The organism is Xanthomonas hortorum, from assembly GCF_011305375.1.
GTDB classification, from domain to species: Bacteria; Pseudomonadota; Gammaproteobacteria; order Xanthomonadales; family Xanthomonadaceae; genus Xanthomonas; species Xanthomonas hortorum_E.
Map to the genome: position 1 here is coordinate 64325 of NZ_VCME01000007.1, position 22698 is coordinate 87022.

Genomic DNA, 22698 nt, shown 5'->3' on the forward strand with positions numbered 1-22698 from the left:
GATGGCCTAGGCCATCCCGTTTCGGTTAGAGGAACAGCGATTCGTCGTTGGCACGTTCGCTTGCGACGGAGCAGGGAATACTGATAACCCGCCAACGCCGGTGAATGCTGCACGGATGTTTCGGCAATCCGCCACCGGCGCTGTCCGCAAGCGTACGGCGCGCACCGCTAGCGGCACCTTTCGCCAGCAATTAACTCACCCGGCCTGTGCAGGCCATTCAGTGGAAGCGCATGTGGTGGATGCCGATAGATCCGCTACATCGCCCGCCGTGCCTACCCGCTCATAGGAATGACCCACAGCATGCTCCGTACCCTCGCCCTGGCCGCCGCCATCACCCTGGCACTGGCTGCCTGTTCCGGAAAAGAGTCGCCGGGTCAGCCACCCACCGACGCGACCGGGAAGACCACAGCTGCGCAGGCGCCCGATCTCCGCTCGAATCCGCTACTGATTCCCAGCACGTTACCGTTCCAGGCGCCGCCGTTCGACAAGATTCAGGACAGCGATTATCTGCCCGCGTTTGAAGAAGGCATTCGGCTGAGTCGAATCGATTTGCGCAAGATCGCCGACAACCCCGAGCCAGCGACCTTCGAAAATACGGTGGAAGCGCTCGAGCGTAGCGGCGAAACGCTGTCCAGGGTATCGAATATTTTCTTCGCATTATCGTCGGCCGATACCAATGATGTGCGCCAAAAGATCAAGCAAGAGATCGGGCCAGAATTGGCCACACTTGGGGATGAGTTCGGTCTGGACCCAAAGCTGTTTGCACGCTTCAAGACCCTCTACGATCAGCGCGACACCCTTGCCCTGAATCCGGAGCAGAAGCGCCTGCTCGAACACGATTACAACGCCTTCATTCGTGATGGCGCGCAACTGTCCGATGCCGACAAAAGCAGCTTGCGCAAGCTCAATGTGGAAGAAACCACGCTCACCACCCAGTTCCACACCAAACTGACCGCTGCAACACTCGCCGCAGCGGTGGTGGTGAACGACAAGTCCAGACTCGAGGGGCTCAGCGATGGCGATATCGCCGCTGCCGCCGCTGCCGCCAAGGCGCGCAAACTCGACGGAAGCTATTTGCTGAGCTTGGAAAACACCACGCAGCAACCGGTGCTAGCGCAATTGAAGGATCGCGCGCTGCGTGCGCAGATCATGAAAGCCGCGGAAACGCGCGCCGAACAGGGCGATGCCAATGACACCCGCCAGATCATCCAGCGCCTGACCCAATTGCGTGCGCAAAAGGCCAAGCTGCTCGGCTTCGATACCTATGCCGCCTACAGCCTGGGCGACCAGATGGCCAAGACGCCGGGGACCGCGCTGAAGCTGCTAACCGATACCGTGCCGGCAGCCACCGCCAAGGCTCGGCGCGAAGCAGCCGAGATCCAGAAACTGATCGACACCCAGCATGGCGGTTTCACGCTTGCCGCTTCCGACTGGAACTATTACGCCGAGCAGGTTCGCAAGGCCAAGTACGATCTGGATGATGCGCAGATAAAGCCGTACTTCGAGTTGGATAACGTGCTGCAGAACGGGGTTTTCTACGCTGCCACCCAGCTGTACGGCGTAACTTTCAAGCGGCGCACCGACATCCCGACCTATCACCCGGACGTCAAGGTGTATGAGGTCTTGGATGCGGATGGCACCTCGATAGCGCTGTTCTACGCCGACTATTTCAAGCGTGACAGTAAGTCGGGCGGCTCCTGGAACGGCTCGTTTGCGGAGCACAACGGACTGAGTGGCGCCAAGCCGGTGGTCGTCAACGTCTGTAATTTTACCAAGCCCGCTGCCGGTCAGCCCGCGCTGCTGAGCATGGTGGAGGTCACCTTGATGTTTCATGAGTTTGGCCATGCGTTGCACCACATGTTTTTCGCAGGGAAATACCCATCCTTGGGCAGCGGCAACACCCCGCGCGACTTTGTTGAATTTCCTTCACAGTTCAACGAGCACTGGGCGTCGGATCCGGCTGTTTTCGCCCACTATGCCAAGCACTATCAGACCGGCGCAGCGATGCCGACCGAGTTGGTGGAGAAGCTGAAAAAATCCAGGACTTTCGACAGCGGCTATAAGATCACCGAGACACTGTCGGCCCAACTGCTGGACCTGGCGTTGCACACTCGGCCCGCCGACGCACCCGTGCTGGATGTGAGCAAGTTCGAAGCCGATGCGCTGAAACGCTTCAAGGTGGACTTGCCCCAGGTGCCGCCGCGCTACCACACCAGCTATTTTGATCACATCTGGAGCCGTGGATACTCGGCGCGTTACTACGCCTACTTCTGGTCGGAAGTACTCGACGACGAAGCGTTCGAATGGTTCAAGGAAAACGGCGGCTTGAACCGCAAGAACGGCGATCTCTTCCGCGCCAAGATTCTTTCGCGCGGTAACACCATGGACCTTGCCACGCTGTATCGCGATTTCCGCGGCAAGGATCCCAGCGTCAAGGCGCTGCTGGAAAACCGTGGTTTGACGGAGTGAGCGATGCGCGTGTGTAAGTGTTGCATGCGCTTTTTTCGCGTGCAATGAACAACTGAGACGGGATGGCCATGCGCCATCCCGTTTTTGTTTGTGGATCGATCGCATCAGGTAATGGTGTTGCTATCTGCTGCCGCTGCGGTATCGGGCCCGGAGAGCAGAAAGCCGAGGCAACGGCATCTATAGCACAGCACCAACAGCAATGCGTCCAGTGCCATGCCTTTCGTCACTTCCACCCACCCGCTGCGCAAGCGCATCTTCGACAGGCCATCGCCCGCCCGCCATTCACACCAACAGGTGCCTCATGAACCAACCCACTGACACCGCTTCACGTCTGCAACGCGCCGCGCACTGGTCGCGCAAGGAACTGCTGCCGTTGCTTGTGCTACTGGTGCTGATGACCGCAGCACGCTCCTCGTTCGCCAATCATTACCAGGTGCCGAGTGGCTCGATGCAGCCCACCCTGGAGCCGGGCGATCGCGTGGTGGTGGACATGCATGCCTACGGCTGGCGACTGCCGTTGAGCAATCGCATTCTCGTCAATGGGGATCAGCCGCAACGTGGCGAGGTGGTGGTGTTCGATTCGCCGCGCGATGGCACACGTTTGATCAAGCGTGTGGTGGCAGTGGCAGGCGACCGAGTCGACTTGATCGACGGCCATCTGCAGATCAACGGTGAGCCCTTGGCATCGGAAGGCCGCGATGCCGAACGCTTCGGCGCGCATCTGGCGCAGTTGAATCTCGGCAATGGCGGTGGCCCCAACATCTCCGGGTTGACAGTGCCGCCCGGCAAGCTGCTGATGTTGGGCGACCATCGTGGCAACAGCCTGGATGGTCGCTATTTTGGATTGGTCGATGTACCGGCGGTCTATGGCAAGGCGGTGGCGGTGTATTACCGACGTGGCGAAGGATTGGAGTGGCAGCGCTTGTGATCCGCGATGCTCCTCGCTTCAAGTCAACCAGGCGCATACGCATCGCCCAGCTGTGTTGGATGCGCTTAGCGCAGCTGAGTCCCCAGGCAACGCCAGCACTCGACGATGCGATGTAGGCGTCGATAGCAGGCGGTGGCAATAGCACGTTGCGCAAACACCACGCGCTCGTGCGCCACTGCCGCTACTCAACCAGCTACTGCGTCGCCACCATTCCATCCGACGCCGCTGCCGCCGCATCCTGCGGCCACCAACGCACGCGGTTGGCCGGCGCCTGCAGGTCCACCCGCTCGCCCATGCACGGCGTGACCAGCGCAACGCCAGCGCTGTCGGCCAACGCCACGATCCGGTCCATCGGCTCCTGCCACGCGTGCATGGCTAGATCGAAGGTGCCGTTGTGGATCGGCAGCAGCGTCTGCCCGCCCACGTCCAGATACGCCTGCAGGCTCTGCTCCGGTTGCATGTGCACATGCGGCCACTGCTGGTCGTAGGCGCCGTTTTCGATCAGCGCCACATCGAACGGGCCGAGCTGCTCGCCGATGGTCTTGAAGTGCGGGCCATAGCCGCCGTCGCCGCTGAAGAACACGCGCAGGTCGCGGTCCTGGATCGCCCAGGAACACCACAGCGACCGCCCGCTATCGAACAACCCGCGCCCGGAAAAATGCTGCGATGGAGTAGCGGTGAGTTGCACGCCACCGACGGTGATGGAGTCCCACCAATCCAGCTGATGCACCTTGGCCGGGTCCACGCCCCAGCGCACCAGCAGATCGCCCACGCCGAGCGGTGCGACAAACACGTCCACGCGGTCGCCCAGCGCGCGGATGGTGGCGCGGTCGAGATGGTCGTAATGGTTGTGCGACAGGATCACCCCGGCCAGCGGCGGCACATCGGCCAGCGCGATCGGTGGCGCGTGGAAACGCTTGGGCCCGGCGAACGGCACCGGCGAGGCGCGCTTGGAGAACACCGGGTCGGTCAGCCACCACCCGCCGGCCAGCTTCATCAGCACGGTGGAATGGCCCAGGCGATACAAACTGCGATCGGGTGCGGCAAGCAACTGCGCGCGCGTCAACGGCTGCACCGGCAGCGGTGCAGACGGCACCGTGGTGCTGGGCTTAGCGAAGAAGACCCTCCACAGCAGGCCGATCTGCTCGCGCAGGCTCAGCGTGACAGTCGGCAGCGGCAGCACATTGCGAAACCGGCCACCGCGGAACTGCGGCGAGGCGGCATAGGGGGAAGGGCGAGGAGAAGCCATAAGGGAGTCCGACCGAGACGTGGGAATAGCGATAAGGAATGCGAGCGACCCAAACACGACTGCGCGGCTGCCAGATGGGCTGTGCTCGGCGCTGAAGATCTGCAGAAACCGTTCGTACGCTGCAGTTCCTACGCGCCGGCTGCGCCCGCGTGACACTCGCATGTCAGGCTGCTGACTGCCGAGATTACACTACACAGTGTAGTTTTATTTCTGTGAAAGTAAACTGCCGGGTGTAAAATCGGCAAATGCCGACTGCCTCTTCTCCTCTCGCCGCGCCGCAGCGGCTGACCGACCGCAAGCGCCACGCCATCGTGGAGGCGGCTATCGCCGAGTTCCGTCAGCACGGTTTCGAGGCCACCAGCATGGATCGCGTGGCGGCCACCGCCGGCGTTTCCAAACGCACCGTCTACAACCACTTTCCCAGCAAGGACGCGCTGTTTGGCGAAATCCTGCGCGGGCTGTGGCAGCGCAGCGCCGATGCGGTGAACCTAGCGTACCGGCCCGACCAGCCGTTGCGCGCGCAGTTGATAACGTTGCTGCAGCAGAAGCTGCGCCTGCTCGACGACCCGGCATTTATCGATCTGTCGCGCGTAGCCCTCGCCGAGGGCATTCACTCCCCGGCGCGTGCCCGCGAACTGATATCGCAGTTGGGCAGCAAGGAAGAAGGCACCACCACCTGGCTGCGCGCCGCACTGGCCGACGGCCGCCTGGCCGGCGTGGAGGCGGACTTCGCCTCACAGCAACTGCAGGCACTGATCAAAGGCTTCGCGTTCTGGCCGCAGCTCACCATGGGCCAGCCGCCTTTGTCGCCGCAGCAACAGACGCAAGTGGCCGAATCGGCGGTGGCGATGTTTTTGGGGTTGTACGGGCGTGAGTGAGTGCGCTCGTGATGCGCCTTTAGTCCTTCGACCACACCGCCAATGCATAGCCGTGCGGATCGGCGAAATGAAAGCGTCGCCCGCCCGGAAACGCGAATAGCGGTTTGGTGATCTTTCCGCCAGCCGCTTCGATGCGGGCCTGGCTATGGGCAAGGTCATCGGAGGCAAGCACCACCAACGCGCCGCCGGGCTGCGCAGGGCCGTGGAAGAAGCCGCCGGTCAGGCGCCCGTCGCGGAATTCGCAATAGTCCGGGCCGTAATCCTGAAACGTCCAGTCAAATGCTTGCGCGTAAAAGGTCTTGGCGATGGCGATCGAGTCGACGGCAAATTCGAGGTAATCAATGCGGTGCTGTGGTGCGTTGTCGGTCATGGCGTGCTCCTGGAATGGAGGCACAGCATGCAATCGGTGCATGCACGTGGCTTGGCGAAAACGGCCAGCTCAGCGCGCGTGCTGCCGTACCAACACGCGCGGGCTCAGGCCGCTGAGCTGGCGTGCATCGCGCACCAGATGTGGCGCATCGCCATAGCCTGCGTCCAGCGCAGCGTCGGTCAACGTGCGGTGCTGGCGGGCGATACGCAGAAAACGCTGCAACCGAAGAATCCGTTCCAAGGTCTTGCTGCCGTAGCCGAACGCGTCCTGGCAGCGGCGGCGCAATGAGCGCTCGCTGATGCCCAGCGATTGGGTCAGCTCGGCAAGCCGCATCGGCCTGCCGACAGCCAACTGATCGAACAGCCATGCCATCTGTTGATCTTGCGATGTGGTGTGCTGTTGGCAGAGCGTGTGCAAGGTATGCAGTGGATCGGCGCCATCTTCCAGGCGATGTTGCCAGGTGCGGCCCTGCACGCCCCATAGCGATTCCAAGGCAACGCGTTGGTCAGCGATGGCGTGCAACGGGAGCTTCAACAGGCCGGCCGCTGTACCCGCAGCCAGACGCACTCCGCTCAGCACACTTCCCGACGCGGGCGATGCCATAGCGGCTGTGCGATCCGGCCCGGCAACGAAAACCGTGGTGCCATCCCAGATCAGATCGACGCTGCCATCGGGCAATATCAGTACGGGTTCCATCGAAATCGTGCTCTGGCGAAATCGCCAGCTGCACTGCAGTTGCGCACGCAACGCAGGAGGCGCCGCGCTTTCGGCATAACAGGACTCAGAGGGGTCGGACATCACTGCGCCAAGTAAAGAAGTGGATGCGGTGCTGCTCAGCTACTGCAGCGTTGAGAATGCACATTGCCAATCGCATGCATTCGACACGAAATGCCAATACGGAAGTACGCAACGCGGCGACCGGCGCCACACGCAGTCTGCCAGCGCTGCAGCGTCAATGCGTTGAGTTACCCGCACCCAACCTGTTGGCATCGGCCGCGTGCCGGCCACGATGCAACCAGGCCACCATCGGCGAGGTCATCACCGTGGTCACCAGGGTCATGCCGAACAGCAGCGTGAACAGGTCCGGTCCGATCACGCCGCTGTCCAGGCCGATCTTGATCACCACCAGTTCCATCAGGCCGCGCGCGTTCATCAGTGAGCCCACGGTCAGGCTGTCGCGCCAATCGTGGCCGCTCAGGCGCGCGCCCAAGGTGCAGCCGACCAGCTTGCCGGTCACCGCCACGCCGACCACCAGCGCAAAGCCGGCGATGCCTGCGCCCACCAAGACGCCCGGGCTGGTGGCCTGGCCGGCGACCGCAAACAGCACCGGCATCAGCAAGGTGATCGCCAATGGCTCGATGCGCCCAGCCAGGTGTTCCAGCAAGCGGTCTTCGCGCGGCACGCAAATGCCGAACAGGAACGCGCCGAAGATCGCATGCAGGCCGATCCATTCAGCCACTGCGGCGCAGGCCAGCAAACCGATCAACCCCCACACCAACGCAGTTGGCGCATAGCGCCCATCGCTCACACGCGGCCGCAGCAGGCGCGCGTAAGCGGGCTTCAACAGGCCGAACACCACCGCAATCAACACCAACGCACCGGCGGCAGTGAAGCCGACACCGCCATGCGTGTTGCCGCCGGTCAGCGTGAGCACCAGCGCCAGGAAGATCCATACCGTGGCATCGTCGATCACCGCCGCGCCCAGCGCCAACCGGCCCGCAGGCGTGCGGGTCAGATTGCGGTCCTTGAGGATGCGCGCCAGCACCGGAAATGCGGTGACCGACATCGCTGCGGCGATGAACAATGCGAACGGCCAGAAGCCGATGCCCTGCGGTGCAAAGTGCGCAAACAACCACGGTGCCGCAGCCAGGCCGAGCAACAACGGCAGCACGATGCCCGACAAGCCCACCAGGATCGATGCACGCACCTGCGCTTTGGTGCCTTCCGGCGCGCGCAGCTCCACGCCCACAATAAACATGAAAAGCACCACGCCGATGTTGGCCAAGCCGGACAACGGCGGCAGGCTGTTGGAAGCGAACAACACGCCGTGCAAGTCCGGCAACCATGCGCCGAATGCGATCGGCCCCAGCAACAACCCGGCCGCCATTTCGCCGATCACCGGCGGCTGCCCGACGCGTTGCAACAGCGCGCCGCATGCACGCGCCGCGCCCAGGATCACCGCCAACTGCACCAGCAACAACGTGGTCGGATTCATTGCGTCAGCCTTTGCATCGGTTGAGTCGGCTCGCCCCGCAGTGCGGGTGTGCTGTGCGTAAGCTCAATCGTTCCCCCGGACCGAGCAGCTGTTGATGACATGTAGTGATACCCACAGCATCGGCCCAGTCTATGACGATAACCGCAGTGCAATGGCGTCGAGCCGACAGGAATTCTGCGTGATGCGGAGTGGTTCTTGCTGCCTACGTTAGCCGCTCGCCTACGCCGCCTTGTGGCGCTTGCAGGCCTTGATCACGCTGCGCTTTGAAGCGGCGACGTGCCTGCCGTGCAAGACATCGCCCACGTAGGGCGCATGCCGAACTCATGCGCAGTGCTTGTCGCAACGTCCGACGAGTCGAACTTATACGCATGCAGCAGGCAGAAGACGCTCACCGCTCCGAATCGCCACTTTCGTCATACCCGCGCGGCGTGAACAGATCCGGTTGGATCAACTCGATAAACGCGCGCGCCTGCGGCGAGAGATATTTGCCTTTGCGCACCACCACGCCGTAGCTGCGCGTGGGGAAGTAATCCTTCAGCGAGCGTGTAGCGAGTTTGTCGCGGTCGGCGTCGGTGACGCAGATTGCGGTGACGATGGAAATGCCCATGCCCATCGCCACGTATTGCTTGATCACTTCCCAACCGCCCACTTCCAAGGCCACGGTGTAGGGCACGCGTGCCTGCTGGAAGACCAGATCGACCAGCCGATAGGTTACCTGCCGGCGCGGCGGCAGGATCAGCGGATACGGCGACAGATCCTGCAACGTGACGGTGGGCTTGCCGGCCAGCGGGTGATCGGGCGGGGTGATCAACAACTGTTCGAAACGATACACCGGCGCGTAGTTGAGGTCGGCCGGCACGTCCAGCATCGAGCCGACGGCCAGGTCCACCGCATCCTCGCGCAACAAGTCGGTGCCGTCGGCGCTGATGGCGTTGTGCAGGGTCAGCCGCACGTCCGGATGGCGCGCGCGAAAGTTCGCCACGATGCGCGGCAGCAGGTACAGGATGGTGGAGCTGTTGGCGGCGATATTGAGCTCGCCGGCATCCAGCCCGCGCACCTTTTCGCGAAAGCTCGCCTCCAGGCCGTCCAGGCTTTCCACCAGCGGCAGTGCCATGTCGTAGAGCAGCTGGCCCTCGCGGCTGGGTGTCATCCGGCGCCCGGAGCGCTCGAACAAGGCCACGCCCAGGTCGCGTTCCAGCGCCTGCAATTGCAGCGTCACCGCCGGCTGGCTGACGTAGAGCGCCTCAGCCGCCCGTGAGACCGAGCCTAATCTAATCGTCTGGCAGAACGCACGCAGCGGCTTGAGCCGGTCGGATTTGTAGGAAAATCGAGGGGTTGGCGCCATTTGGGTGGGTACGAAAATCCACTATAAGCTTGGCTTATTTACAGCATTGATAAAACTGCTTTGTCAAATAGTTGCTGGCAGCGCACGGTGCAAGTCCGGATGCAAAGGACTTACGCCATGTCTGCCACCGCTTTCGCTCCACGCTCTACCGAACGCGCCACTCCCGGTCTGTCGCTGACCACGCAGGTGGCCGGTCAGGCAGAACTCCTGCCAGCCGCCGCGTTGGCGTTGCTGGTGTCGCTGCACCGGGCGATCGAACCCGGTCGCCAGCAGCGCCTCGCCCAGCGGCGGGTGCGCCAGGCCGAGTTCGACGCCGGCCAGTTGCCGGACTTCCGCCCCGACACCCGCGCCATCCGCGCCGGCGACTGGCGCGTGGCCGCACTGCCGGCGGCGCTACAGGACCGCCGCGTCGAGATCACTGGCCCCACCGATCCGAAGATGGTCATCAACGCGCTGAATTCCGGCGCCAAGGTGTTCATGGCCGACTTCGAAGATTCCACCGCGCCGACCTGGCGCAACCTACTGGCCGGCCAGCGCACGTTGGCCGCCGCAGTGCGCGGCGATCTCAGCTTCGATGCGCCCAACGGCAAGCACTACGCGCTGCGCCCGGAAGCCGAGCGCGCGGTGTTGATCGTGCGCCCACGCGGTTGGCACCTGGACGAGAAGCACGTGCTCATCGATGGTCAGCCGCTGGCCGGCGGCCTGTTCGATGCCGCCCTGTTCGCCTACCACAACGGCCGCGCGCTGCTGGCCAAGGACCGCGGCCCGTATCTGTATCTGCCCAAGCTGCAGAGCATGGAAGAAGCTGCACTGTGGGAGACCGCGCTGGCGCATATCGAAGCGATGCTCGGCCTGCCGCATGGGCAGATCAAGGTCACCGTGCTGATCGAAACGCTGCCGGCGGTGTTCGAGATGGACGAGATTCTGCACGCGCTGCGCGATCGCATCGTCGGGCTCAATTGCGGGCGCTGGGACTACATCTTTTCGTATCTGAAAACCTTTCGCGCGCATCGCGACCGCGTACTGCCCGAGCGTGGTCAGGTCACCATGACCCAGCCGTTCCTGAAGGCGTATTCGGAGCTGTTGATCAAGACCTGCCATCGCCGCGGCGCGCATGCGATGGGCGGCATGGCCGCGCAGATTCCGATCAATCACGACGAAGCCGCCAACGAGCAGGCGATGGCCCGCGTGCGTGCCGACAAACTGCGAGAAGTCACCGCCGGGCACGATGGCACCTGGGTGGCGCATCCGGCCTTGATTCCGGTGGCGATGAAATTGTTCGACGAGCACATGCCCACCGCGCATCAGCATCACGTCTTGCGCAACGATGTGCAGGTGACGCGCGATATGTTGATCGCCCCCTCGCCGGGCAACGTCACCCGCGCAGGGTTCGAAGGCAATGTGGAAGTGTGCGTGCGCTACCTGGCCGCCTGGCTGGACGGCAATGGCTGCGTGCCGATCCACAACCTGATGGAAGACGCCGCCACTGCAGAAATCAGCCGCGCGCAGCTATGGCAGTGGCTGCATCACGGCCAGCATCTGGACGACGGCACTGCCATCGATCAGCAGTTACTGCAGGCCGCGTTGCGGGCGCTGCCGGCACGCCTGGGCGCGACCAACGCACTGCCTGGCGCTACGCGCGTCGACGATGCCATTGCCTTACTGGAAACACTCAGCCGCGCCGATGAACTGGCCGACTTCCTCACCGTGCCGGCGTACCGATTGATCGATTGATCTATCCACTGCAGCGACAGGCCACAGCACGCGTGCTGTCGCTGCAACCCATCAACGCAACGCACTACGTCAACACCGCACACCGCCCGATTGCGCCCACGCGCAACGACGGCCATGCCATGTCCCGCGCGCAGCACACCGCGCCATTCCTTCCTCGTTGCATCCGCCGTATCCCTGTCAGGAGAACGCACCATGAGCAACACACTGCAGACCGCCGAACAGATCCAGCAGGACTGGGCCAGCAACCCACGCTGGACCGGCATCACCCGCAACTACACCGCGGCCGATGTGGTGCGCTTGCGTGGCACCGTGCATGTCGAGCATTCGCTGGCACGGTTGGGCGCGGACAAGTTGTGGGCCTCGCTGCACACCACGCCGTTCGTCAATGCGCTGGGCGCGTTGACCGGCAATCAGGCGATGCAGCAGGTCAAGGCCGGTTTGAAGGCGATTTACCTGTCAGGTTGGCAGGTCGCCGCCGATGCGAATCTGGCTGGGCAGATGTACCCGGACCAATCGCTGTATCCGGCCGATTCGGTGCCGGCGGTGGTCAAGCGCATCAACAACACCTTGTTGCGTGCCGATCAATTGCATCACGCCGAAGGCAACGATGACATCGACTTCCTGCAGCCCATCGTGGCCGATGCTGAAGCCGGCTTCGGCGGCGTGCTCAACGCCTTCGAGCTGATGAAGGCGATGATCGAAGCCGGCGCGGCCGGTGTGCATTTCGAAGATCAACTGGCCTCGGTGAAAAAGTGCGGCCACATGGGCGGCAAGGTGCTGGTGCCTACGCGTGAGGCGATCGAAAAGTTGAATGCCGCGCGTCTGGCGGCCGATGTGCTGGGCGTACCGACGCTGTTGATCGCACGCACCGATGCCGAAGCGGCCGACCTGATCACCAGCGATGTGGATACCAACGATCAGCCGTTCACCACCGGGCAGCGCACTGTCGAGGGCTTCTTCAAGACCCGCAACGGGCTGGATCAGGCGATCAGCCGTGGGCTGGCTTACGCACCGTATGCGGATCTGATCTGGTGCGAAACCGGCAAGCCGGATCTGGAATTCGCGCGCGCCTTCGCCCAAGCCATCCATGCCAAGTTCCCCGGCAAATTACTGGCCTACAACTGCTCGCCGAGCTTCAACTGGAAGAAGCACCTGGACGACGCCACCATCGCCAGATTCCAGACCGAACTGGCGAGCTACGGCTATAAATTCCAGTTCATCACCCTGGCCGGCTTCCACGCCTTGAACTACGGCATGTTCAACTTGGCCCATGGTTACGCGCGCCGCCAGATGAGCGCCTTCGTCGAGCTGCAGCAGGCCGAGTTCGCAGCGGCGGACATGGGCTTTACCGCAGTCAAGCATCAGCGCGAGGTGGGCACCGGGTACTTCGACGCGGTGACGCAGGCGATTCAGCAGGGGCAGTCGTCCACCACCGCGCTGCGTGGGTCGACCGAGGAAGAGCAGTTTCATAGTGAAAAGGCGGCTTAGAGCGACTAACAAAACGTGGCGAGCGCCTGCCTGGCGGCCGCGCAGTAGTTTTTGTTAGCCGCTCTTAGCCTGCAGCAGGCCACCAGGTGCAGCTCGGGAGGGAGAGGGCTCGGGAAACCGGGCCCTTTTTTTTCACTTCATACCCGTCATTCCGTCTCTTCATCTGTGAGAAATAGTGTGACCTGGTGCTGAACAAAGGGGTCCTGTAGGATTTGTCCATGGGCTAACGTTGTAGGCCAGCCTAAGGAAATCTGGATGACTTGCCACAACACCGCAGGCGCGGTCGAACCGACTGGAGGCGTTGCCAAAACGTTGTCCGACGGGCTGCATGCGCTGATGACTGCCGAAGAGCTGGCGTTTTTCGCCCGCTTCGGCCGTGCGCGCGAGTTGGCGGCGGGCCAGGCGCTGTTCGAGCGTGGTGCCGTGGGCACGCAGATGTTCATCGTTGTCAGCGGCCAGATCGATCTGGATTTTGGTGAGGACCTGATGCTCAAGCATCTGGGCCCGGGCGAATTCTTCGGCGAACTTGGCTTGCTGATCGGCGACCACGCACGCAGTGCCGGCGCCAGTGCCTCCACCGACAGCCGTTTGATCGAACTGGCACACGACGATTTTCAGCGCCTGGTCGATCACGACCCGTCGATGGTGGCGCATTTTCTGCGCCGCTCCATCGTGCGTGTGGTCAACAACGAGCAGTTGCTGATTCGTCAGCTGCGCCGTCGCAACCACGATCTGGAAGCGGCGCTGGACAATCTCTATGTCACCTCGCACAAACTCAACCACACCGAAGAGTTGAGTCGCACCGACGAGCTCACCGGCCTGCACAACCGCCGCGGTCTGGCGCTGCATCTGCAGGAATGTCGGCGTTCCGGCGCGGTGCCCGGTGTGGGCCTGATCCTGATCGATTGCGACCGTTTCAAGCGCATCAATGACGAATTCGGTCATCTGGCCGGCGACCGTGTGCTGCAGAACGTTGCCCATGCACTGCGCTCGGTGATCGCCGATGGCGATCTGGCCTGCCGGCTGGGCGGCGACGAATTCTGCGTGCTGGTCGCGCAAGGCACGCGGGAACTGATGCACCACATCGGCGAATGCATCGTGCGCGCGGTGGAAGCACGCCTGGGCAACACCCAGAGCGAGCAAGGCTGCTCGGTCAGTCTTGGCCTATGCATGATCGATGCGGATGCGGCATGGAACGACTGGTACACGCTGGCCGATAGCGCGTTGTACCAGGCCAAGCGGCAGGGCGGTAACGTGTTGTGCATGCACGAAGCACCTGCGCCGGGTAGCACGCTGGTATCGGGTAACACGCTCGCCTCTGGCAATCACTGAGCAATGAGCACGCGCACCCACGCACGCAAGGATGCGTCGTCGGAAGCGATCCAGGCGCCGCGTCTGCGCACCTTGCTGTTGACCGATCTATGCGATTCCACCGCACTGGTCGAGCGTATTGGTGACAACGCCGCCGCCGCATTGTTCCGCGAGCATGACCGTCTGGTGGTCAAACTGCAGCAGCAATGGCGCGGCCGTCTGATCGACCGCTCGGACGGGCTGTTGCTGCTGTTCGATCGCCCCATCGATGGCCTGGGCTTCGCACTGGATTACGCACGTGGACTCAAGGCGATGGGCGATGCCCGCGCGCTGACGCTATGCGCGCGCCAGGGCCTGCACGTCGGCGAAGTGCTGACCTGGCGCAACAGCGACGAAGCGGTGAGCATCGGCGCCAAACCGCTGGAAGTGGAAGGCCTGGCCAAGCCCACCGCCGCCCGCCTGATGTCGATGGCCCGGCCCGGGCAGATCCTGATCTCGGCGGTGGCCGAGTCGCTGACGCATCGTGCTGCGCGCGAACTGGGCGATCGTGGCACACAACTGTTGTGGAAGTCGCACGGCCGTTGGCGCTTTAAAGGCGTGCCAACGCCGATGGAGATTTACGAAGTAGGAGAAGTCGGCCTGACGCCATTGCGCACGCCGAAGAATTCCTCCAAAGCGTGGCGAGATATTCCATTGTGGCGGCGGCCGGCGGCGTTGGCGACCGAGGTTGCATTGATCTTCATCACAGTGGGTATTCTTTGGTTTTTCGGCCGTCCAGAACCTGCGATTGCGTTCGCCGAACGAGATTGGATTGTGGTTGGCGATCTGCATAATCTTACCGACAGCGCAATGCTGGATGAGCCGTTGCAGCAGGCCTTGCGGCTCAGTTTGCAACAGTCCAAGCACGTCAATCTCATTTCAGAGAAACGTGCGCACGATATGCTGGAATTGATGAAGCAAAGCGAGCGCGCCAAGATTGATCGTGCACTAGGTGCGCAGATCGCACTACGTGCCGGCGCAAAGGCGCTCATATTGCCGAGCGTAGCGGATGTTGGGGGAAACCTGCGCGTCACGGTCGAGGTGATCGATCCAGCGACACAGGCAACGGTGTACATGTACAAGTCGGAGGGACGGGGGCAGCGCTCCCTACTTTCCTCGATTGACGCCGTCAGCTCCAATTTGCGCGAAGGACTTGGCGAGACGCTCGCCTCCATCAAAGCGAATTCTGCACCGTTGCCGCGCGTGTCTACTGCCAACATGGATGCATTGAATGCCTATGCGTTGGCTCAGCGCGAGTTTGGTACGGGACATTATCTGCGTGCTCGCGACTATTACCTGAGGGCAGTCGAGCTCGATCCGACGTTTGCTTTGGCCAATGTCGGCGTGGCGCGGTGTCATTTCTATCTGGAGGACACGCCAGTCGGCTTGCCGTATCTTGAGAAGGCCATCAGCTTACGGGCGAAATTGCCGCCGCGCGAGCAGGTGTATCTCGACGCGTGGTACGCGCAGATCAAGGACCCGACAAACGCCTACGAAAAATGGATGCAGATGGCCAATCTGTATCCCGATGATTTTGCAGCGGCCGAAAACACCGCATATGCTTTGGAAGTACGTAATCGCTATCAAGAGGCGCTTGTGTACGCCAAGCGCGCAGCATCGTCTCGTTACGACTTTGATCCGCTGTCTCTGGAGCTTGTCGGTCGGATGCAGTTGGCGTTGGGAAAGACGAAGGAAGCATTGGCGACATTCCGTTCTGCTAGATCCTCCGGTCTGGCTTCTGCAGCGGTATGGGAAGCGGTGACCTTGGCAGTGCTAGGCGACTTCCCGGGCGCACATGCCATCTGGCCTGCAGAGGACCGCCTGGATGTTGCGTATTTCGATCAGGTTTCGATTTATCTCGACGAAAATCGCAGCGAAAAGGCTCTTTCAGAGATAAAGCGTCTTTCGGGCGCGATTGATCGTACGTCCACGCGTTACCGGCAATCACTGGTTGCCAAAGCGGCAACGCAGTATGCACAGGGGCAACACGCCGATGCGCTGGCGACTATCAATGAAACATTCCCCGCAGCCTTGTCGAGTATTGCAACAAGTGGGGAAGGGGTCAGCCAGCGCTCTGATGCGGTAGTTGCGGCATCTCTTGCGCTGCTAAGCCAGCGCTTGGGGCATACCGCTGCCGCCAAAGCAGTCCTCCAGGCTTTAACGAGCAGGCCGGAATTGGCCAAGATGCCCTCCGTGGCCGAACAGATAGTGCTGCTGCAAGCACGGATGGCACTTCTCGAAGGTCATGCCACTGATGCCATCCAATTGTTGAAGCCTCATCTGGATGGCAACGAAACGTACCAACACCACGTTGTCCTCAAAGAGGCCTACCTGGCCCTGGATGACCAGGGGTCTGCGTCCACCGAAACCAGATGGCTAAAAGATGCCCATGGCAGAGCATATGCGGAGTTCGGTGGGTGTGGATGGTGCCAGCAGCCAATGAATGTCTTCGACGCGGCGATGGCTGGCGGCAAGTAAGCGATGCTCTACTTGCCGCTCACTGTCATTTCTTGAGTTGCGGGGAGGATCCGGACGGAACATTCAACCGAATTGGCTGCATGTTGACCGAGGACGTCAGGCTGGCATAGATCTCGTCACGTGCCTGCGCAATGGTGGCTTTGTCTGCCAGCTTTTCTACTCTGAGCTGAGAGGCAAGCAGCTCGATGTCTTCGGCCGAGTGCCCTACCTGTAAAAGGGCGGCTTTCGGATCTTTCTTGAATAGGTCGCGGAACTGATCATCAGTTGCTAGTAGGTCCAATAGCTTATGCGCAACATCCGGCTTCAAGGGGGTAGGGCGCTTGTCTGTCTCTGTCATGCTCGTCAACGGTGAGGAAGTATTCAAGAAATCTAATTCCTGACCGTTAGAAGATCAATCTAAAGATGAGCGTAGAAGCATGCGGGTGAGGCGTTGTGCGGTTCTCTATCTTGAGCCGAGAGAATCTGTAGAGATTGACCTTGCCGATCTGTGTGCCGGGGGTTCGGGTGCTTCGCGAACGTTGCGTTGGGTAGCGCTCGCTCCGCACTTGGACCTGGAGTGCGTGCTGACCGAGGCAGAGGTCCTCTTACTAGGCCGCCTCAGTCCCAGCCAATGGCAGGATGAAGCCACAGCCGGAGAGGCCACGACGGTCTTGTCACTGGTGGGAAAAGGTTTGCTGTTGGCCGACGATTCGAGCGCGCATCCGGCACAGCAGCGCGATGCCGTGCAACGCAAGAGTCAGTGGCATCCTCTGGCAGCGGCCTATCATGCGTTCACTCGCTGGAACGATGTGGACTCTGCGCAGGCCGCCAAGGATGCGGGAGCCGAAACGGCAGCCGCTTTGCTCAAGACCTTTGGGCCACCACCTCCCGAGCAGATCCTGCGTGGTACGACCGAGCAGATCTGCCTTCCGCGTGCCGTCGACGGCTACCTGGATGCCGTGTTAAGGCGGCGTACGACGTGCAGAAATTTCGATACTGACGCACGCATGGAGCATGCGGTTTTCGCAAAGATCATAGAGCGGACCTTTGCTGCAAATGCGGTGCTGGAAGTAGATTCAGAGACCGTTTTCCTCAAGCGCTCAAGTCCGTCGGGAGGCGGTTTGCATCCGTTGGATGCTTACCTTCTTATCAGGAACGTGTCGGGCCTTGCAGATGGGGTGTACCACTATCTTCCGATCGACCACGCCTTGGAGCCGATAGACCTGGCTGTGCCGGACTTGCAGGGAGTGGCACTCACTATTCTTGCCGGACAGGATTGGTTCGCCAATGCACAGGTGATCGTAGCGCTGTGTCCGCGCTATTACCGGAATTTCTGGAAGTACCGCATGCACGCGAAAGCGTATCGCGCACTTGCCTTGGAAGCAGGCCATTTTTCCCAAACGCTCTACATGGCAGCGACAGATCTGGGCTTGGGCGCTTTTGTCACCTGTGCGATCAACGAGATCCAGGTGGAAGCATTGCTTGGTCTTGAACCGATCATGGATGGTGTATTGGCAATTTGCGGGTTCGGTATGCGCGGTGACGTCATGCAGACGATGGAGCTGGATCCGAACAACGAAGTGTGGGCCTGCAATTAGCCGGTCTCAGGTACTCGAAACGAGATGTGGTGGCACCTACATGACGTGGTCGACATCGTGCGCTAAAAGATGCCCGTGATTCGGCGGCGGCGGGCAGATCCGATCGTTCCGTATTGATGAATGATCAGCATTTGGCTCGCATGGGGCGACGAGGCCATGTGCAGCTCATAAGACCGGCGACTAAGCCGCCGGTCCGGACAACACTTGCAGACCTAATGTGTCGTCAACGCATCCTTAGTGGATGGCGCCACGACCACCGATTACCGCCGAATCGCCTGCGTATGCGTCTTCAACGCATCGCTCAAGCCTTGCACCTTGTCGGCGCCTTCCGGGACGGTGATGCTGGAGCCGGTCAGGTCTTCGCCGATGGGTTGCACGCGGCCGCCCAGGCATTGACCCAGGAAACCTTCGGTCACCGCGTTGAAGGCCTTGCTGTTTTCCGGGCGCCGGAAGCCGTGGCCTTCGTCCGGGAACAGCACGTAGGTCACCGGAATGTTCTTGGCCTTCATCGCGTTGACGAGCTGGTCGCTCTCGGCCTGTTTGACGCGCGGGTCGTTGGCGCCCTGGCCGATCAGCAGCGGCTTGCTGATCTTGTCGACATGCGTGAGCGGTGAGCGATCGGTCAGCCATTGCTTGCCGGCAGCGGTGGCCGGGTCGCCCATGCGCTTGGTCGCCTGCTTGTAGAAGCTGGCCCAGTACGGCGGGATGGTGGCGAGCAAGGTGTTGAGGTTGGCCGGGCCGACGATGTCCACGCCGCACTTGAACGCGTCCGGGGTGAAGGTCATGCCGGCCAGCGTGGCGTAGCCGCCGTAGCTGCCGCCCATGATGGCGACCTCATTGGGGGTGGTCACGCCCTGTTTGACTGCCCACTGCACCGCGTCGAGCAAGTCGTCGTGCATCTTGCCGCCCCACTCGCCGTTGCCGGCATTGGTGAACGCCTTGCCGAAGCCGGTGGAGCCGCGGAAATTGACCGCCAGCACCGCATAGCCGCGATTGGCCAACCATTGCTCGTACGGCCCGTAGCCGTAGCTATCGCGCGCCCACGGGCCGCCATGCACGAACAGCACCAGCGGCACCGGTTTATCCGCCTTGCCGTCGTGGTTGGCGTCGGCCTCGGCGGGCAGGGTGAGATAGCTGACCAGCTTGAGGCCGTCGCGCGAGGTCAGTTCCTGTGGCCACATCGGCACCAGCGGTTTGCCATCCAGCGCAGGTCGGGCGGAGAACAGCTTGGTCAGCTTGCCGCCATCGGCGCGATCGTAGCGGTAGTAGGTCAGCGGTGTTTCCGCTGCCGAATACGCCACGATCCAGGTGCGGTCATCGAGCGTGCGTGATGCGATGCTGGCATCGCCTGCGCCAAGTGATTTGAGTTTCTGCAGATCGGCGGCGATGCCGGTATCCAAGGCCTTCCACTCTTCGCGCAGGTAGTCGGTGGACACCGCCTGCACCACGCCGGTCCTGGGGTCGTTCAAGGTGGTGCCGACATCGGCGCGCGGGTTTTCGAACAGCAGCGTGCGTGCATTGCTGGCGGTGTCGATCGCATACAGCGCCGAGGTGTCGCGGTTGCGCGAATCCTGCATGTACAGCGTCTTGCCGTCGTCGGTAAGCCCCTCGGGCGCGGTGTTGGTGACATCTTCGAACGGGATGCGGTCCACGCTCTTCCATGCCTTGCCGTCGGGCACCAGCAGTTCTCTGCCGGCATCGTCGGTGGCGCGGGTGGCGTAGCGCAGCTGGTAGTTGCCATCGAGCAGATAGGAATCCAGGCTGTCGGTATTCTGCTGCACCAGGGTGCGCTTGCCCGAGGCTAGGTCCACCCGATACAGGTCATGCCATTTGGGATCGCGGTCGTTCATGCCGACCATGATCGATTCGGGATGCTGCGCGCTGACGCGATACACCTCGGCGTTGGTCTTCTTGAACGGGGTGAGGTCCTTGCTATTGCCATCGCTCAGATCGACCGAGAACAGATGGAAGTCTTCATCGCCGCCGTTGTCGCGCAGGTACAGCAGCGTGTTGGCTTGATAGGTCCAGAAATAATTGCGGATGCCGCGCGCGGTGTCCTTGGTGATCGCGCGCGCCTGATCCGGCGCATCCACCGGGGCGATCCAGACATTGAGCACGCCCTCCAGCGGCGCGACCCAGCTGAGGTATTTGCCGTCCGGGCTGATGCTCACGTTCGCCCGCTCCGGGTTGCCGAACAGCGCATCGCGGGTGATCAGTTCGGGTGGTGCCGCGGGTGCCGCAGCAGCCGGGGCCGGCGTGGCGGCCTTGTCGGTCGTGGACGCGGTTTTATCGCTGCAGGCGGACAGCGCGAGCAGCATGCTGGAAACAAGAAGCAGGCGTTGCATGGACGTCTCCGGTCGGGGCGCGGCCATTTCAGCCGCTCTACCCCACGCTAGAGCCAACGCCCGTCCCTGCGGACGTGCCGTTGGTCACGCCGCGATGTGCCGCTACGCAGACGCGGACACGAATTCCACTAGCGCGACACCATCGGCTACCAGATCGCCTTCTGCGACCAGATATGCCTGCACGGTGCCATCGCTGGGCGCGTGCAGGGTGTGCTCCATCTTCATCGCTTCGAGCACCACCAGGGCTTGCCCGCGCGTGACCGGCTGCCCGATGGGTGCGGCCAGCGACACGATGCGACCCGGCATCGGTGCGGTCAGGCCGCCGGTTTCATGCGCGGGTTGATCGGCCTCGACCAATGCATCGTGGTGGCGAAAGGTCGCTCGCTGTTCGGCGCTGATCAGGCTCAGGGTGCTGCCGTCGCGCAGGACTTGCGCGCGCCACTGCCGCCCATCCATTTCCACGCGGAGTGCGGTGCCCTGCGTGTGGTAGCGCAGCGTGTGCGAGTTTCCCTGGCACGTGACCTGCCACCCATCGGCCAGCCGGCGCACGCCCAGTTCACGCCGCTCGCCTGCAGCCTCCAGCGTGATGGCATGCGCTGCCTGCGCGCCGATGCGCCATCCATCGGTGTGCTGCCACGGCGAGAACGGGTCGGCCGGATCGGGCGTGGCGTTCGGCGCCGCCTCGGCCATCAACACGGCAGCCAGGCACCACCACGCACTGTCTGGCGCATGCGCTTGCGGAAACAAAACCGCATGCTCGCGTTCGATCAAGGCGGTATCCAGATCGGCCGAGGCAAACGCATGCGTGCCGATCAACCGCGACAGAAATGCACTGTTGGTTGTCACACCGACCGCATGGCATTGCGCCAGCGCCTGACGCATACGCGCCAGCGCGGCCGGCCGATCGACATCCCACACGATCAGCTTGGCAATCATCGGGTCGTAATACGGGCTGATGGTGTCGCCTTGCTCCACGCCCGCATCGATACGCACATGCGCACTGGGTGCAGGCAAATGCAGTTGCCGCAGTGTGCCGGTCGAAGGCAGGAATCCGCGTTCGGCATCTTCGGCATACAGACGCGCTTCCAGCGCATGCCCGTGGATACGCAGTTCGTGCTGACGCAGTGGCAACGGCTCACCCGCTGCAACGCGCAATTGCCACTCGACCAGATCGGTACCGGTAATCAACTCGGTGACCGGGTGCTCCACCTGCAGCCGGGTGTTCATTTCCATGAAATAGAAATCGCCGTCGGGCCCGGCAATGAATTCCACTGTGCCCGCACCGACATAGCCCACCGCGCGCGCGGCGTCCACGGCGGCTTTGCCCATTGCGGCGCGGCGTTGTTCGCTCATGCCGGGGGCGGGCGCTTCCTCCAATACCTTTTGATGGCGACGCTGCACCGAGCAATCGCGTTCGAACAGATACACCACCTCACCCTGCGTATCGCCGAACACCTGGATCTCGATGTGACGTGGCCGTTCCACATATTTTTCCACCAGCACCTGCGCATTGCCGAATGCCGATTGCGCCTCGCGCTGGCAGCTGGCCAAGGCCTCTTCGAATGCAGCGCTGGCATCCACGCGGCGCATGCCTTTGCCGCCACCGCCGGCGCTGGCCTTGATCAAGACGGGATAGCCGATCGCATCGGCCTGCGCGCGCAGGAAGGCCGGCGCTTGCTCGTCGCCGTGGTAGCCCGGCGTCAGCGGCACGCCGGCGCGTTGCATCAGCGCCTTGGCCGCACTCTTGTCGCCCATCGCGCGAATCGCGGCTGCGGGTGGGCCGATAAACACGACGCCGGCCTGCGCGCAGGCATCGGCAAACGCCGCGTTTTCCGAAAGAAAGCCATAACCCGGATGGATCGCTTGCGCGCCGCTTGCGCGTGCGGCATCAAGAATGACCTCGCCGCGCAAATAACTCTGCTGCGCCGGTGCCGGACCGATATGGATCGCTTCATCGGCCAGGCGTACATGTCGCGCATCGCGATCGGCATCCGAGTACACCGCCACCGTTGCGATGCCGAGCTTGCGACAGGTGGCAATGACCCGGCACGCGATCTCGCCGCGATTGGCGATCAGGATCTTGTCGAAGTACGGCCGATTTGCTGCGACAGGTTCGCGCTGGGTCATGAGCTGAGTCTCTGCACCTCGCCATGGCGGCGGGGACTGCGATGAAAAAACGGTTGCGTGCATTGCAAGATAAAGACGGTGATTGCTGCTGGCACAGGTGGTCTCCACCGTGATCCGCTACTTGAAAACACGTGCGCGCTCATGC

General features: G+C 62.3%; 16 protein-coding genes. 8 read left to right on the forward strand and 8 right to left on the reverse strand.

The annotated features are described in order from the left end of the window. Window positions 1-300: 300 nt before the first annotated feature. Entirely contained in the window at window positions 301-2469 is a 2169-nt protein-coding gene (locus tag FFY45_RS08060; RefSeq protein ID WP_176340241.1) for a M3 family metallopeptidase, read from the forward strand. 301 nt (window positions 2470-2770) lie between these two features. Further along, window positions 2771-3397: a signal peptidase I gene (gene lepB, locus FFY45_RS08065; RefSeq protein ID WP_176340030.1), complete on the forward strand. Its 627-nt coding sequence runs from the start codon at window positions 2771-2773 to the stop codon at window positions 3395-3397. Between the two features lie 193 nt (window positions 3398-3590). On the opposite strand, the gene FFY45_RS08070 is transcribed toward lepB, so the two are convergent. Further along, entirely contained in the window at window positions 3591-4646 is a 1056-nt protein-coding gene (locus FFY45_RS08070) for an MBL fold metallo-hydrolase (RefSeq protein ID WP_176340031.1), read from the reverse strand. Window positions 4647-4891: 245 nt separating this feature from the next. Between FFY45_RS08070 and FFY45_RS08075 the strand changes: the two genes are divergently transcribed. Continuing rightward, entirely contained in the window at window positions 4892-5524 is a 633-nt protein-coding gene (locus tag FFY45_RS08075) for a TetR/AcrR family transcriptional regulator (protein WP_176340032.1), read from the forward strand. Window positions 5525-5543: 19 nt separating this feature from the next. Here FFY45_RS08075 and FFY45_RS08080 read toward each other — a convergent pair whose 3' ends face one another. The 4 genes from FFY45_RS08080 to FFY45_RS08095 form a co-directional block, all read right to left on the reverse strand. Then, complete coding sequence (locus FFY45_RS08080; RefSeq protein WP_023902164.1) at window positions 5544-5894, reverse strand: VOC family protein; 351 nt, start codon at window positions 5892-5894, stop codon at window positions 5544-5546. 69 nt (window positions 5895-5963) lie between these two features. Continuing rightward, window positions 5964-6692 (reverse strand): helix-turn-helix domain-containing protein, encoded by a 729-nt coding sequence (locus FFY45_RS08085; protein ID WP_023902165.1) that lies wholly within the window; start codon window positions 6690-6692, stop codon window positions 5964-5966. A 154-nt stretch (window positions 6693-6846) separates the two neighbouring features. Beyond that, window positions 6847-8109 (reverse strand): cation:proton antiporter, encoded by a 1263-nt coding sequence (locus FFY45_RS08090; RefSeq protein WP_176340033.1) that lies wholly within the window; start codon window positions 8107-8109, stop codon window positions 6847-6849. Between the two features lie 388 nt (window positions 8110-8497). Further along, entirely contained in the window at window positions 8498-9454 is a 957-nt protein-coding gene (locus tag FFY45_RS08095; RefSeq protein ID WP_176340034.1) for a LysR family transcriptional regulator, read from the reverse strand. 117 nt (window positions 9455-9571) lie between these two features. Here FFY45_RS08095 and aceB point away from each other — a divergent pair, with 117 nt between their 5' ends. The 4 genes from aceB (at window position 9572) to FFY45_RS08115 (ending at window position 16504) form a co-directional block, all read left to right on the forward strand. Further along, window positions 9572-11188: a malate synthase A gene (gene aceB / locus FFY45_RS08100; protein WP_176340035.1), complete on the forward strand. Its 1617-nt coding sequence runs from the start codon at window positions 9572-9574 to the stop codon at window positions 11186-11188. A gap of 192 nt (window positions 11189-11380) precedes the next feature. Then, window positions 11381-12676 carry an isocitrate lyase gene (gene aceA / locus FFY45_RS08105; RefSeq protein ID WP_176340036.1) on the forward strand — a complete coding sequence of 432 codons (1296 nt, stop codon included), beginning with the start codon at window positions 11381-11383 and terminating at the stop codon, window positions 12674-12676. Between the two features lie 255 nt (window positions 12677-12931). Beyond that, entirely contained in the window at window positions 12932-14008 is a 1077-nt protein-coding gene (locus FFY45_RS08110) for a GGDEF domain-containing protein (RefSeq protein ID WP_006450098.1), read from the forward strand. 3 nt (window positions 14009-14011) lie between these two features. Continuing rightward, window positions 14012-16504, forward strand: coding sequence for a putative peptide modification system cyclase (locus FFY45_RS08115; protein ID WP_176340037.1), 2493 nt, complete (start codon window positions 14012-14014; stop codon window positions 16502-16504). Between the two features lie 25 nt (window positions 16505-16529). On the opposite strand, the gene FFY45_RS08120 is transcribed toward FFY45_RS08115, so the two are convergent. Continuing rightward, window positions 16530-16868 carry an NHLP-related RiPP peptide gene (locus FFY45_RS08120; RefSeq protein WP_176340038.1) on the reverse strand — a complete coding sequence of 113 codons (339 nt, stop codon included), beginning with the start codon at window positions 16866-16868 and terminating at the stop codon, window positions 16530-16532. 52 nt (window positions 16869-16920) lie between these two features. On the opposite strand from FFY45_RS08120, the gene FFY45_RS08125 reads away from it, so the two are divergent. After that, window positions 16921-18081, forward strand: a complete 1161-nt coding sequence (locus FFY45_RS08125; protein WP_176340039.1) for a putative peptide maturation dehydrogenase — start codon at window positions 16921-16923, stop codon at window positions 18079-18081. Between the two features lie 260 nt (window positions 18082-18341). On the opposite strand, the gene FFY45_RS08130 is transcribed toward FFY45_RS08125, so the two are convergent. Together FFY45_RS08130 and FFY45_RS08135 are read right to left on the reverse strand one after the other, a co-directional pair. Then, window positions 18342-20426, reverse strand: coding sequence for a S9 family peptidase (locus tag FFY45_RS08130; protein WP_176340040.1), 2085 nt, complete (start codon window positions 20424-20426; stop codon window positions 18342-18344). 102 nt (window positions 20427-20528) lie between these two features. Then, entirely contained in the window at window positions 20529-22553 is a 2025-nt protein-coding gene (locus FFY45_RS08135) for an acetyl-CoA carboxylase biotin carboxylase subunit (RefSeq protein WP_176340041.1), read from the reverse strand. Window positions 22554-22698 lie beyond the last annotated feature (145 nt).